Source organism: Hufsiella arboris (genome assembly GCF_009834875.1).
Lineage (GTDB): Bacteria > Bacteroidota > Bacteroidia > Sphingobacteriales > Sphingobacteriaceae > Hufsiella_A > Hufsiella_A arboris.
Map to the genome: position 1 here is coordinate 254,117 of NZ_WVHT01000002.1, position 13,711 is coordinate 267,827.

10 protein-coding genes are annotated in these 13,711 nt (G+C 47.0%); 3 read left to right on the forward strand and 7 right to left on the reverse strand.

What is annotated here, in order from left to right:
* Positions 1-199: 199 nt before the first annotated feature.
* The 4 genes from GS399_RS04875 to GS399_RS04890 form a co-directional block, all read right to left on the reverse strand.
* Positions 200-916, reverse strand: coding sequence for a PNPOx family protein (locus GS399_RS04875; protein ID WP_160843476.1), 717 nt, complete (start codon positions 914-916; stop codon positions 200-202).
* A complete protein-coding gene (locus GS399_RS04880; protein WP_160843477.1) occupies positions 873-1,112 on the reverse strand; it encodes a hypothetical protein in 240 nt (79 codons plus the stop codon). Before GS399_RS04880 ends, GS399_RS04875 begins: the two co-directional genes overlap by 44 nt.
* Before the next feature lie 312 nt (positions 1,113-1,424).
* Positions 1,425-1,790 carry a hypothetical protein gene (locus GS399_RS04885; RefSeq protein WP_160843478.1) on the reverse strand — a complete coding sequence of 122 codons (366 nt, stop codon included), beginning with the start codon at positions 1,788-1,790 and terminating at the stop codon, positions 1,425-1,427.
* Between the two features lie 267 nt (positions 1,791-2,057).
* Entirely contained in the window at positions 2,058-2,294 is a 237-nt protein-coding gene (locus tag GS399_RS04890; RefSeq protein WP_160843479.1) for a hypothetical protein, read from the reverse strand.
* A gap of 306 nt (positions 2,295-2,600) precedes the next feature.
* Between GS399_RS04890 and GS399_RS04895 the strand changes: the two genes are divergently transcribed.
* On the forward strand, positions 2,601-6,119 hold the full coding sequence (locus GS399_RS04895) for a SusC/RagA family TonB-linked outer membrane protein (protein WP_160843480.1): 3,519 nt from the start codon (positions 2,601-2,603) through the stop codon (positions 6,117-6,119).
* Here GS399_RS04895 and GS399_RS04900 read toward each other — a convergent pair.
* From GS399_RS04900 to GS399_RS04910, 3 genes are read right to left on the reverse strand one after another with little or no spacing between them, the layout of a single operon-like run.
* The gene (locus tag GS399_RS04900) at positions 6,094-6,672 is read right to left on the reverse strand and encodes a DUF6790 family protein (RefSeq protein WP_160843481.1); all 579 of its coding nucleotides are present in this window, start codon (positions 6,670-6,672) and stop codon (positions 6,094-6,096) included. The genes GS399_RS04895 and GS399_RS04900 overlap by 26 nt on opposite strands.
* A gap of 27 nt (positions 6,673-6,699) precedes the next feature.
* Positions 6,700-7,011, reverse strand: a complete 312-nt coding sequence (locus tag GS399_RS04905; protein ID WP_160843482.1) for a hypothetical protein — start codon at positions 7,009-7,011, stop codon at positions 6,700-6,702.
* A gap of 9 nt (positions 7,012-7,020) precedes the next feature.
* Entirely contained in the window at positions 7,021-7,653 is a 633-nt protein-coding gene (locus GS399_RS04910; protein WP_160843483.1) for a hypothetical protein, read from the reverse strand.
* A gap of 507 nt (positions 7,654-8,160) precedes the next feature.
* Here GS399_RS04910 and GS399_RS04915 point away from each other — a divergent pair.
* On the forward strand, positions 8,161-9,849 hold the full coding sequence (locus GS399_RS04915) for a hypothetical protein (RefSeq protein WP_160843484.1): 1,689 nt from the start codon (positions 8,161-8,163) through the stop codon (positions 9,847-9,849).
* Between the two features lie 124 nt (positions 9,850-9,973).
* A complete protein-coding gene (locus GS399_RS04920; protein ID WP_160843485.1) occupies positions 9,974-13,651 on the forward strand; it encodes a hypothetical protein in 3,678 nt (1,225 codons plus the stop codon).
* Positions 13,652-13,711: the final 60 nt, after the last annotated feature.

Here is a 13,711-nt window from a genome sequence, read left to right on the forward strand (position 1 = left end):
CCGGGTAATTTATTCCGGGTGTATCATCGTTACACCAGGAACTGGCGGACACGTTGGATTCGTTTACGGAATGGTATGCGGTTAAACCCAACGTTAAATCGATTGAAAACCGTGGTGTTCAGATCAACGATGACTGCTGGGTATTTGCTGAACGCTCATTTTTATCGATGATTAAAATAACGGATAAATAACCACAAGCTTAAGGATTAAATGGTGAGAAATCAATAAAACGGAAGCTGAAATCAAATAATGAACGGCTGAAAAGTGATTGCTGAATCTTAAAGTCCCAAAAACGGTTTGTACCGCCTGTAAATTCATCAGCCGCCTCGTCATTAATATGCAAAATTGCCTGGCCGCTCAGCTGCAAGGTTTCTCCGTTTGTAAAATCCATAAGAAGGATGCCCGCTGCAGTATTTATATGGAAGTTACCCAATGTATTGAACATGCTGTTGCCCGCGTAATCCGGTATCCGCAGTGTCTGTCCATCAATATATTGCACAAAACCAGTCTCTCCGCCCCGGTGCGATACATCGAGATTGTTCTGGTTATCTGCGCTCGCTACAAAAATCGTATCTGCTTTGTTAATCCAGGTTCGCATGTCATGAGTGGAAACAGATGTAATCCCGGTTTCATCGATGAGCTTGCGGCGCTGGATATACTTAGGGCAGTTGGGGTACGCCTGGTCTATTTCTATACGCCAGCGTGCGCCGTCAAAGTTTATCTTTCCGTTGATACGGAATCTGCGCCGGGTAAGTAACTCTATGAACAGCAAGCCGATGCCCGGTGAAGTCCTGATGTTTTGCCAGAATATGTCTTCCGGATTAGATAACAACAGCTCGGGGTTCAGGTAGATGTGCTGCTGTTCGTCAAGTTCAAGAAAACCTGGCCGGCCTGCCAGAACCGAGGCCCATAGCATTCCCCCGGGAGTCCATCGAAGAAGCAAAAAAGAATTTCTGACTGCGAATAAAGATTGCTTCGCCTGCATTCAGCGTATCACTGATGATGCCGCTGTTTCGCTGCGCTATAAACTTTTCGCCGGAAAGCTCCTGCACGAATTTTTCTCCTGAATGAAAAATTGATCCTGTCATTGTTTCCTGGGTATTTATATTCACGATAAACTTTTATGAGTTCATCCCGGAGATAAGGAAATACCGGGCCAATATATAATTAGTTGGTTTTCAATGTCTTGCGGCAAGGTAACGAATTGTGCTTGCGACATTTCGGCATTGCCGGATATAAAATCGATATATCAGCAACACATTAACGAATTCAAGCCGTTACCGGATGGCGCGAAGCCTGGCTTCCGGCGTTGCCTGACGATGGTGATCATACAAGCGAAATTTCCAAGCTATTGTATTCAGGAGTCGATATGGAGAAACCAGCTCTTGTAATACCCGGAATAACCCCACGCCGTTGATAGATTATCAGGGAATAACACGGATTTGTTTCGGGTCGGTGACGACGATTTGCGGCTTGTCTTTATAAACAGTTATCGTACCTGTAACCATTATTTTGGCATTGATATAGGCGATTTCCGGGGAGGGATTGAATTTTTTCCTATCGTCGCCTTTAATGACAACGGTTAATGCATTATCGGGATAAGTGCCGTCAATGTTTATCAGGGTTATTCCTGCCTGTTCAAGATATTTTGCCCCGGATACGGTTCCGTACACCTTGACTTCTTTTTGGTAATAGTCTTTGATGCTTTTAGTAGAAACGCTGTCCTGGCTGAAAGCGGCATGGGAAACCAGTACGAATAGAAAAGCGTAAATGATTTTTTGAAGCGTCATAAGCGGTGAATTGACAGTTGAAACAAACACATTTGCTGTGATTAGTCTGTCAAGATGCAATTTTTTTAGATATTTCAAGGCAAGTCCCTGACCAAAACTATGCTTTATAACCTTTAAAAGGAAATTTCCGTTTTCCTGGAGTCAGGGCTGGTAAGATTTTTCGGGCGAATCTCATTACCGTAAGCAGCGTAATATAAATACCGCTGATTCTTTCGCCTGGCGCGAAATTATCGGCGCCGTCAATAATTGGTATCGTTTATCGCAGGATCAGAAACTCAGCCGGATTTGCTCCAGGTAGGGTGCAAGCAGCAAGCCTTTCCGGAACGGCTTAAAATGAAGAATACGGTTTTGTGGCACGTCATATACGACTTCGACATAAAAGCTGCCTAAATGATATAATTGCATACGCAACCGTCCTTCCTGACGGTCGGCGATATAGATTCCGTTCCACACGGCGAGCGCCTTCTGATCGGTGTCCGCCTGAATGAATTCATATAAGGTCATGGCGCTGAAAGATACGGCTTTCCGGCAAATTTTGTCCTGCCGCCTGGATAAGGGCCGTTCAAAACTTTGTTAATGCGGAATGGGTAAGGTGTTTTTGCTGCCGGTTTCTTTTTACAGCAGGGAATATGAAATTAAGGCGCGGCTGCTTTCTTAGCCGGAACATTTATATGGAAACGGATATCATACGTGCAGAACTCTTCCAGATCATTTTATTAAATTCGTCTATACCTATACCTTCGTAAAAGGCCATACTGCCATGCCCGGGCGTTGCGCACGAGTTCTGAGGAACCAAACCTGGACGTTCACATGAAACAGCATATTTTTTTAGTGTTTGTTTTATCTGTTTTATTGTGCCGTGAATGCGGGGCACAGACGGTGTCTTATGTAAAAAAGGCGGCGACGCTGCGGGAAGTGTTTGCTGAGATCCGAAACCAAACGGGATACGGTTTCTTCTGGCAGGAAGGTCTGGTCAATGATCGCCTGACGGTTGATGCGAATTTCCATTCGGTCACACTGGATTCGCTGTTAAAAACTGTTTTGAAAGGGACCGGGCTAACCTACGCCTTAGTCAATAAGACGATCGTTGTACGGGATGCGCCTGCCTCCGGCCAGCTCGTCACAGACGGAAAGTTTAACATTTCCGGAAAAATCATCGATGAGGCAAGTGGTAATGGTTTAGCAAATGTAACTATCCGGATAAAGGACAGCCCGGTCATCAGCCAGACTTCCTCTTCCGGGGAATTCAGCTTAACGAACTTAAGTGAGCACGCTGTACTATTGATTTCCTGCGTGGGTTACCAGGGTAGGGAGTTAAAAGTAATGCCCGGAATGCTGATTGCCTTAAAAACGCTGGTTCAGCCGTTGAACGAGGTGATGGTATCGACAGGTTATCAGCAGATGGAAAAAGCGACGGCAACGGGTGCATTTAATCTTGTAACGGCCGGCGACCTTGAAGCTAACTCTTCATATAATCTTATGGAGCGGCTTAACGGAACTGTGCCGGGGGTAAGCTTTGACTTACTTACCAATCATATCCAGATACGTTCGCCGAACAGTTACCTGGGGCAAAGTAGTGAAAGTATGCCGCTTGTGGTTATCGACGGCTTTCCGGCAATAGAAAATAAGCTGGTTGATCATCCCGGCACTTCGCTGGAACGGACGATGACACCCGGGACAAATAACGCACTGCTCAATCTTTTCAATCCAAATGACATACAAAGTATCACCTTTCTGAAGGATGCCGCCGCGGCCTCTATCTGGGGAAGCCAGGCCGCTAACGGGGTGATCGTTATAGAAACGAAGAAGGGACGGCAGGCGAGTCCCGCAATTTCTTTTACCGGGGCAATCAGTATTTCGCCGCGTCCGGACCCTGATGATCTTCATCAGATGAATTCCGCACAATATATAGATCTTGAGAAAGAATTATTCAATGCCAATATATTCCAGGATCCGTCGGTCAACTGGCGCTCGCCGGCCGTCAGTGAGGCAGTGCAGTTACTTTTCGCTGAGCGGAACGGGAAACTGACTTCTGCGCAGCTGGATAATGCCTTAAATCAGCTTGGACAGGTGAATAACCGGTCGCAGATTAAAAAATATTTGCTTCAAACGCCCGTTACCCAGCAATACAATCTTTCCGTCAGCGGAGGCAGAAATGCCAGTAGTTATTTCCTGTCGGGAAATTATTCCGGTGACCAAACAGAATACAAAAATAACGAGTCATCCACCTGCGGATTTCAGGCAAATTTTCAAACCAGCTTTCTTAAAAAGATGCTGTCACTTAATATCGGCATGAACTATCTACATACCGGCAGCCGTATGAATACGGCGGCTGTTTTTGCACTTTCACCCACTTCACTGGGATTGCGGCCCTATGAATTGCTGGCGGATGTGGCGGGAGATCCTATCGACCGGTATTTGTCATTTACCAAACCGGTCGTGGATAGTTTGGCCAATCTGGGTTATTATCCCTGGACTTACAATAGCTTGGATGAGCTGACGGCATCGCAGACCAGTTATCGAACCAACAAGGGTCGTTTAAACGCCGGTTTAAAAGGACAATTGACGGATTGGCTGAATCTGGATCTGAGCGGCATGCTGCAGCGTAATTCGACCCGGATGAACGATCTTCATGATCAAACGAGTTACTTCACCAAAGATCTCATTAACAGAGCTACTTTTAATGACCACGGTAATTTAATTTACGGAGTACCGCCAGGCGCAATCCTGCGTACAAGCAATACGGACTGGCGTGACTGGAATGTTCGTTTGCAGCTGAATATGGATAAAACGATCGCGCGGAATCAACGGATTATCTTTATTGCCGGCACAGATCTCAGGGAACTGAAAGGGGAAGGGCATACGGGCACGAGTTATGGTTATGATGAGGCTGGCGGCACGTCTGTTCCTGTCGACGTAACGGTTCCCTATAGAACATATCTCGGGGGGACCGAAGTGCTGGGAAGCTTTGACGATTTCGTTGCGCGGCCGGTTACCCGGTATCTCTCTTATTACAGCAATTTAAGCTATTTTTTTCATCGCTATCTCACGCTTTCGGGAAGTCTCCGATTTGATGATTACACCGAGATTGGCCTTGAGCGCCGCAGAAGGGCCAGGCCTTTTTGGTCTTCTGCGCTTGGCGTGGACTTAAAAAATAGTATACTGAATGATGCATCCTTCATTGATCGGCTAAGGTGGCGATTTTCAGCAGGTACGGGCGGCAAGGTTCCGGTCGGGGGAAATGCGCGGTCCACTTACATGGCTTGGGGCAATGATGCTTTGTCTAAGCTGCGTTACGGAAGTGTCATCCAGCCGGGAAACGAGAGCCTGGGTTGGGAGAAAACATTTATGCTTAATTCGGGAATCGATCTGTCGGTTCTTCGAACTCGTTTAAATGCTACCCTGGACGTTTATTTTAAAAACACTGACGGAATCCTGATGTCCCTGCCGGTCAACCCGACCTACGGATGGTCTTTTCTTACCTATAATACCGGCAAAATGAAGGGCAGCGGAGTTGATATTGGTTTAAGTGGACAGATTATCCGGAAACAGAAATTCAGCTGGACTGCTTTACTGAACCTGACCTATATGACTACAAAGGTAACCGATAGCCGTTTCGGCACGGATGGCATTACCAGCCCGGCTGAGGTTAATATCCTGAGCGGTTACCCGGTTGACCGACTTTTTGCCTTTCGCTGGGCGGGGCTTGACCATAACGGTCAGCCCGTATTGGCTAATGCTTCCGGCGAACAGGTTCCAATAACAAATACCGGTTCATTGAGGTTTAAAGATCTTAGGTACATGGGCAAATCGCAGCCGCCTTACACGGGTGGTTTGCATCAATATCTTATATACCGGAACTTTCGCTTTTCTGCCAGGATAAACTATTACCTGGGCTACAAAATACGTTATGCGCCGGTTGATATGTACAATTTGCCGACCGGTTCAGGTTCCGTCGGCTATCTCAGCACGTCTTCGGCGCTGGCTACGCGGTGGAGACGTCCGGGCGATGAGTCGCTGACAAATGTTCCCGGAATTCTTCATATAACCACGGAATCTCAAAACCGGTATTTATATGCAGATATCAATGTGATAGATGGCGACAATATCCGTCTGGATCAATTGTCGCTGAACTATGCCTTTTCTTCATCAATCCTTAAAAAGTTGGGTAATCTGCAGCAATTTAACCTTGGCCTGGCCGCGAATAACCTTGGAGTTATCTGGAAAAAGACCGCTGCCTCGATCGACCCGCTGTACATTCCCGGCGCGACTTTCGGTGGTTTAAAACCTGCTCCTGCTTTTATCATAAGCGCCAGCCTGACCTTGTAACCGGCGCTTTAAATGGTTTAACCAATCGGTGCTCGTAAGATTGCTCATTGTAAGGAAACTTAATAGACAGGTAGAATAAGAGCAGGTTCACAAGCGGCTGCAACAGGCCCGTCCAAAGCATAATCCCGGCATTGCCCGGGGCGTAATTCTGAAATTTTATCAGTTGGAAAATATGACCGGCCGCTGAGCCCCACAGAAAGATAGATAGGACGGTGATCAGGCCGAGCCTCAGTCCAAAATCATTATGAAAAGCCAGTATGCCGGCTATACCCAGGCCGAGGCTGGCAAAGCCGACTTCCAGCTGGAAGGGATTATCCGGCCATCCGATAAAATGAGCCGCCATTTTATGGAAAACAATATGCATGATAGCATTATAGATCGAGGTAATTCCGAGCGCCCAAAAACAATAGTTGGAAAATATAGACTCGATGACGAAGCCCGGCGATAGCTCTCTGCGGTACCGGTAAATTTTTATCAGCGCGCACAGTAACCCTATGGCGAAAAAAGTGATAGTAAAGTTGGTCAGAGCAGCCTTAATGAATTGTTCGGTCATGTTTGAATATTGATTTATAAATAATGTTTAATTAATAAAATGAGTTACGATCATTAGAATGATGATAAGGATTCCGGCAAGAGCAGCGACGAAGATGTATTCGGCAATTCCCTCCAGTCGCCTTGCTTTTTTGGAATCGGTTGCCCGGATAGAAAAAAAGGATAAGAAAACGGAGGTAATCAGAATGAGCGCAATAAGAGAAGCGCAATCATCGATAAGAGTGCTTTTTGCCTTGTCTAACAGGTGAAAGGAGGTGATAACGAAAAGACAGAATCCCAGGAGCGTGCTGGATGTGCCCAGTATGTGCTGGCAGGTTCTCGGGTGTTGATGGTCGTTCATGGTCTGGAATTATTGGAGAAAGCCTTGTTTATTCATTTTTTTTCGCACAGCCCGGCAGACGTCTTCAAAAAGCTCAACCCGACCGCCGGGGTTGGTGGTACTGGTATTGGCCGCCCAGATCAGCTTATTTGCCTCAATCGAGAAAACGCTTACTTCTACATTCCAGGTTCGGTCCGTCTGCACATGTCCCGGTGTTCCCGGTATAATCGCTTGGGTCAGCACAGGCTGCATCCGGCCGTGATGCCAGTAGTTGTACCAACTATTATAGTAAGCGGGTGGTGTACCTGCAATATATTGACGGCTGGTCTTTTCACTTATCTGTTGCATGAGTACCATACCGTCAAAGCCCTGCTGCTTTAGTCGCTGGTTGTAACCTGCTTCATTTGCGTTGAGTAAGGTATCTGAGCCAAAGATCTGGTAGGACGGGACAGCCGTTCCAGGATAGAGACCTGCCATATAATCTTCAATCTGCCGGCGTACAACCTGGTCTTGTATAAGCGCGCCGACGGCGATTTTGTGAATATCCGGGCGGCTGATGGTCGTGCCAGGGTCCCGCCAGTTGCTGATAATTTGTGATGGTCCGGCGCAGGAACACAGGCTCAGCGCCAGGAGAAGTACAGGGATTTTTTGTTGTATAGTCATGTTGTCAAATGAATGCGGGCTGTAAGCAGCCGGCTTTTACATCATTACACGATGAATAACAAGAAGGACTAGTCTTGCTGAAAATATTTTCCCGGCTTTCCGCTGCGTTCCGGGAATGGACCTGTTTACTTGCAGAACGCTGGAAAGCGGCGGAATAAATTAGCCTGTTTTAGCTATATATCAGCCTGTTGCGTCATGATACCTTTGGAACAACAAAAAAATACAAAAGCAAATGAGAAAGATGGATAAGCTGCTGATGGCAAGTAAGGGTTAATCGCCTGATGCGAAGTATACGTTAACTGATTTTAGTCTTTCGAAATCGCTGGATTCGGCCACTGCCTGCCCTGAGTCAACCTTAGCCCTTGTTTTTAACTGGTTAATGAGCGTTTTACGCGCTTGGGGAATACTATGTCTTGGTTTTTATGGTCAATATTGATTTAAGTATCTGTAAATCAACTTATTAAATAAATAAACAATTAAATAAATAACAAAACAAAACAACAAATCATGAGTGCAACTCAATCAAATTTATCAGGAGCCAGGTATGGCTATGATTTCGTGGTAGCAACCACGCAGGCAAGTATTAACAGTACAATGAAAGAGTACCTTTCCGGTGCGACGATGCCGGAAGTCAGGATGTATTACAACATGGACAAAAAGGGAAACCCGGTTCTGGTGGATCAGGCGACGCTGATGACCCAGCTCAACAATACCGATCCTTTCAAACTGAAAGAATGGGATGGTGACGATGACGACGATGTGCCTGATTACCTGGATGTAATTAACAGCTCTAAGTTCATGTATGCATTCCGGGCAAAGATCGGTTTAGCCCCGGGTTACGATCCCAGCGATCTTCCTGATATTATCAGCCTGAACCCGGATAACAAATCGGTTGTTTTTCAGCTGATGTGTTCCGAGTTCCAGGTAGTGGAAGCAAACGGAGACCGTGCAGGTTTAACCAGCTATATCAATCAGTCGCAGCCTGACGGGAATGCGTGGATGTTTAAGGCAACGGTAGATTTGAAGAGCGTTACCGACAGCACCAATCTTCCTCCGGCGGTACAGCAGCAGGTGAATAACCTTGGGGACACGGCGTTCAGCGTACAGCAATTAATTTTTGACCTGGATAACGCACTGCTGGATACTTCCGCGTCCATTGAAGGTATCGAACCTGGTTCGGCTGTGGATACTGCTCTGAAGGGTGTTTTTATGGGAGCTTATTTCTCCGCTTTGCAGGCGGCAGGGAAGCCGGTTCTTGGTTATACCATTCAGCAAAGCCAGGTGGATCCTTCAACGCTAAAACTATCGGACTTCGAACTGCAGGCTAACCCATTCGTGGATGCAAGCGGAAATGAAATACAGCTGGCGGTAGATGAAGAAGGCTTACTGACCTTGAATTACTTATGTGCTGCTAACGGCAATACCCTGCCGCCGGCTGTTCCTTTCAACTGGAACTGGGTGGAAAATGATCAGGAGGCCGGTGAGTTTGACGGCGTCATTGCAATCAACCGCAACACTATTGCGAATTATTTTAAAAATGAACTGAACGTACCGGTGCTGAGCAACAGCTTCCTTCCCTATGTCCATGTATACTTATCGGATTTAGATACGCACATCAATTACGAATGGAACCTGACTGCCGGACAGCAGCCCACCATTTCTGCGCCGGCGACTGGTAAAACGGTTCTGAGTTATTCCTACAGCAATTCTGCCAGTGACCAGGCCGGGCTGAATGGAGATGAAGGCCAAATGACCCTGAGTCCATCCTACACGCTGCAGGTCGACTTCACCGGGAACCAGATTGTGATCACGCAGCATTTGCTGATCTATGCCAAAGTGAAGGTGGAATTGTCCTCTGATAGTGGTAATATCATCGATAAGACAATCGTCGACACTTACACCCTGGAGATTGATGATTACGGAAGGCTGACAGCAAACCTGGATTCGCAAACAACAGACAATTCACAAACACCGGGCGTGAACGGGTTCCTGAACTTCTTTTCAAAAGTAAATGATCTGACTGAGTCTGTAGAACAATGGGTACAGGGGCTTACCGCAACCAGTTTCACCGATATCCCTTTGTCGGTAATCCAGGATTTTGTATTTCCTGGCGGTAAAACCTTCCTTTTCAAGGACGCGGTATTCTCAGACAATCAGGATCTGGTAGGTCATATTTCCTACGCGGATCCATCTTAAATACCAATTAATTAACAATCAGCGGATGGTTGCAGGCACAGTACAAGGTTTCGTCAGGCAATAACAACCATTACAGGGAAATACGTGCAGTCGCCGGTGACCGTCCGCTTTAAAATAAGAAATCATGAAAATCAATAGTTCAAGTGAACTGATGAAGAACCATAAACACGCCGTAGTCATGGCGCCGGATCAGCAGTTCAAAGTGTTACAAACCAACGAAGGGCAAGCCCTTTTTTTCTCCATCGGCTCCGATAATGCGTTTTACTGCACCCGGGAAGTGCAGAAGGATAAAAGCGGCTGGTCGAGAATTGACCTGAGCTCGCCGCTTTCAGCTAACTACAATAACGCCGAGGTTTCGGCAAAGACATTCGATATTGCTCAAAATCTCGATCAGGGCACAACCGACATTGCACTGGTTATCACGGTGAACGGGAGTGATTATTTGTATACTGCGCTGAATGTTGGTAATGCGGATGCTGACTGGGCGGCTAATACGGTCCAGTTTACAGCGGTGCCTTATGATGATACCGTTCACGGCTTCAGCGGCCTGTCCATTGCAGATGTGTATATCGGTCAGTCGGGGTCCTCGGAATTTATCGCCGCCGATATAATCGCCAATCCGGTAACCCGGGTTATCTACCGCTACTTTGTGGATGTTGCAGGAAAGGCGACCGGGCCGGTTTGGAAGGCGCATGATATATCGACAGACCTTGAGGCTGGCAAAATCGTGAACCTGATGGGCCGTAAGAACGGGCAGTTGTGCGACGGTATTTACACCATGGGTGCGGTTGGTGCCGAGACGGAAGTAATTTATACACCGTTGTATAATCCGTTTGCAAAAAAAGGATCGGTTTATACCGTGCCGTCGGCGACGCGTTTTAACTTACCGGAAGGAACGACGGCGATTGCGGTCTCCCTTAATTCGGATGGCTATACGGACATGTTCTTTGCCGCCGGAAGTACCCTTTATTACCTGGCGTATGACCAGCAAACTGATGGCGCGCAACCTGCCCAGATTTATACACACGATCATTTAAGCGGATTGAGCAGCCTTCATGTTGATAATGACGGTACAAATGTATTGGTTTGGGGATTAAATGACGCCAATCAGGTTATAAACCTTCGCTGTGCTGCCGGCAATGAAAGTGATTCAGCCTCATGGTCTTTCCCGGTACCGATACTGGAAGGCGCACAGGGTCTTGCATCCTATATCCACTATGTGCTTGGGCATAGCGTCATTTTTGCGCATATGCAGGATGACTCGCTTATTCAGCTTACCCAGGATGCAGCGGCTGCCACCTGGCAGCAGCGAAATATTCTATTGCCCGGGACTACTGATGACGATGTCCTGGAATATAACAGTTTCACCACCCATATCAACGTGGTTAACGATGACGGCCGCGTATCTGGTAGCCCGGTTGCTCTCTCCATCACATCTTCCAGCCCGGCAAGTATTTATGTAGATGATCTATACTATAAATTGTCTCCGCATACAGCGACAGTGATCAATACAGATGCTACCGGTGTTTTAACGATCGTTCAGGAAACGCAGGGACTGAGCGCTGTTTGTTACCACGTCTTGAATAAAGATACCGGCGCTTCGCTGGATATCAATCCGATGGCGAAAATGATGGACATTATAGCAAAGGTTCAGTCAGGAAGCGACCTGGATGCCGTTCAGCTGGATAATGGCGATGGCACCCAGAAGCCGCTACTACCTGCAGGAACCTCACAGGATCAGAAGGACTCAACGGCTTATGCGCTGAAACAGTTTGTTACAATGGCTTCGTCATTACCTTCCGACGGTTCTAAAAAACCGGCTCAGCCAACTACCGCTTCTCCGGCTGCAGCGGTGGCAACGCCAGCTGCAGCAGCAACACCTTCAGCCACAGGCGTGATCTGGGGGATGAGTTTTGATAAGTCCGGATGGACCTATCATGAGGGCGCTCAGACACAGTTGCTGATGAGCCGGGCGGGCTTAAGTGCCGCGATTCCGATGGCACTTGGAGCTTCAAATCCGTCCTTGCTTGACGATCCGGGGGATACGATTCTCTTATACGCCGAGGATGGATATAACTGGCTGAAAACGAAATGGGATGAGGTGACGGATTTTTTTGTCGACCTGGCTGAAGACGGTTATCATTTGCTGGTTAAACTGGAAGGAAAGATCTATAAGTTCCTGATAGACTGTGCCAGTGCGGTGGTTAATGCGCTGGAATTTGTGTTCAACCAGATTAAGGTGTTTTTTGAAGACCTGATCAAATATCTTGGATTTCTTTTCAACTGGGGTGATATTGTGCGTACGCATAAAGTGCTGAAGAATGTACTGAAGCTATATGCACTGAATGCCGTTGCAAATATTGAAACCACTAAGACACAGATCCAGAATTGTTTTAACGACCTGGACAACAATATAAATAACTGGGCCGGTGTTCCGCAATATGACCAGAATATGGGTGACTACACTGCGCCTGATGGCTCGGATGCTCATCAAACGGCACAGTCACAATGGGGCGTGCACCATGTCAAGAGCAACTCCTCCGGCCTAACCACCAGCTACGACAAACCATATGATCAGGCTGAGGATTTAATAGACGACCTTCTTGATTTGGTACAGGCCGAAGGACAGGTAATCACCGGGGTATATGACAAGATCAAGGATCTTGCGGATAACTTTTCTTCTTTAACTGCTGCAGAAGTTATTCAGCGTGTCATCGATATCCTTGCTGTGGCTATGATTGACACAGCGAAGGATATTGTGATTGCTATTGTAAATCTGTTTGAGACACTGCTTGAAGGATTTATGGACATCCTTGATGCGCCGATCAGCATCCCGGTTATCTCCTGGGTATATCGCAGGGAAACGGGGGATGATTTAAGTATCCTTGACCTGATCTGCCTGGTTTCCGCTATTCCAACAAACGTGATCTATAAGCTGATTAACAATGACTCGCCGTTTCCGGAAGATGCGGTTACAAACGCATTTATCAATGCACAGAGCTTTTCGGAGGTGCAGGATATCCTGGCTAATGGCGGCCCGGTTGCACCAAGCCTTGCGGCATTCAGTCTGGAAGCGCTGGGTAATGGATCGGAGGGTGGTGCCCTTGTTGCAGCACAACCGGCAGCTGTTTCCCTGCAAAGCGTTAACATCTCGGATACAGATCCTTTGTATCAGAAGTTTGTGACGATGGCTAATACTTCGGCTTGCTTTGCTTCGATCGTATTATGTTTTGTAAATGGCGTGAAGAAGTATAACAGGAATACGGGTATCGTATCCTTCCTGGGAGCCGTTTGCTATCTTCCGTATGTCGCGCCGGACATCATGGGACTGATGCCCAAAAAAGATCAAAAGGACTGGGTGCAGATTTTTAATGAAACGATCACCGACATCTGTGTTTTAAAGGCGATGGTCGACGTATGTTGTTATAAATGTACGCCGGGCGACACCGAAGGGTTTAATGCGAAGGACCCTAAAAAACTCACGGGTTTTGTTGACAAGTACAGTTATTATCTGTCACCGGCGCTGGATTGTGCTTTAAATATTTACTGGCAGGTACCTACCACCGCTGCGTTGTTTGTAGATGGTGAAGACAAAAAGGTTGCCGGATGGGTGAATTTCGGCGGGGGAACTGCCTTTGATATAGGCGGCTGGATTTCACCGATCGTAAATATACCGCCTCCGCACGATGATAATGAGGAACTGGCCAGCGACATTGCTTTTGGCGCGAGTGTGTTTTTGAATTTAGTCTACGCAGGTTGCTGCATGGCTCAAAACTTTATTCCGGCCGATAAAGCCAGTTGATGCTCGATGAGGCGCAGGGAACTCCTGCGCCTTTTTTTGTTTTCAAAATTAGCGTTCTAT

Bases quoted from the DNA above. Each gene is read 5' to 3' on its own strand.
- GS399_RS04875 (WP_160843476.1), bottom strand. From the start codon at position 916: ATGCTATGGGCCTCGGTTCTGGCAGGCCGGCCAGGTTTTCTTGAACTT.
- GS399_RS04885 (WP_160843478.1), bottom strand. From the start codon at position 1,790: ATGACGCTTCAAAAAATCATTTACGCTTTTCTATTCGTACTGGTTTCC.
- GS399_RS04890 (WP_160843479.1), bottom strand. From the start codon at position 2,294: ATGACCTTATATGAATTCATTCAGGCGGACACCGATCAGAAGGCGCTC.
- GS399_RS04895 (WP_160843480.1), top strand. From the start codon at position 2,601: ATGAAACAGCATATTTTTTTAGTGTTTGTTTTATCTGTTTTATTGTGC.
- GS399_RS04900 (WP_160843481.1), bottom strand. From the start codon at position 6,672: ATGACCGAACAATTCATTAAGGCTGCTCTGACCAACTTTACTATCACT.
- GS399_RS04905 (WP_160843482.1), bottom strand. From the start codon at position 7,011: ATGAACGACCATCAACACCCGAGAACCTGCCAGCACATACTGGGCACA.
- GS399_RS04910 (WP_160843483.1), bottom strand. From the start codon at position 7,653: ATGACTATACAACAAAAAATCCCTGTACTTCTCCTGGCGCTGAGCCTG.
- GS399_RS04915 (WP_160843484.1), top strand. From the start codon at position 8,161: ATGAGTGCAACTCAATCAAATTTATCAGGAGCCAGGTATGGCTATGAT.
- GS399_RS04920 (WP_160843485.1), top strand. From the start codon at position 9,974: ATGAAAATCAATAGTTCAAGTGAACTGATGAAGAACCATAAACACGCC.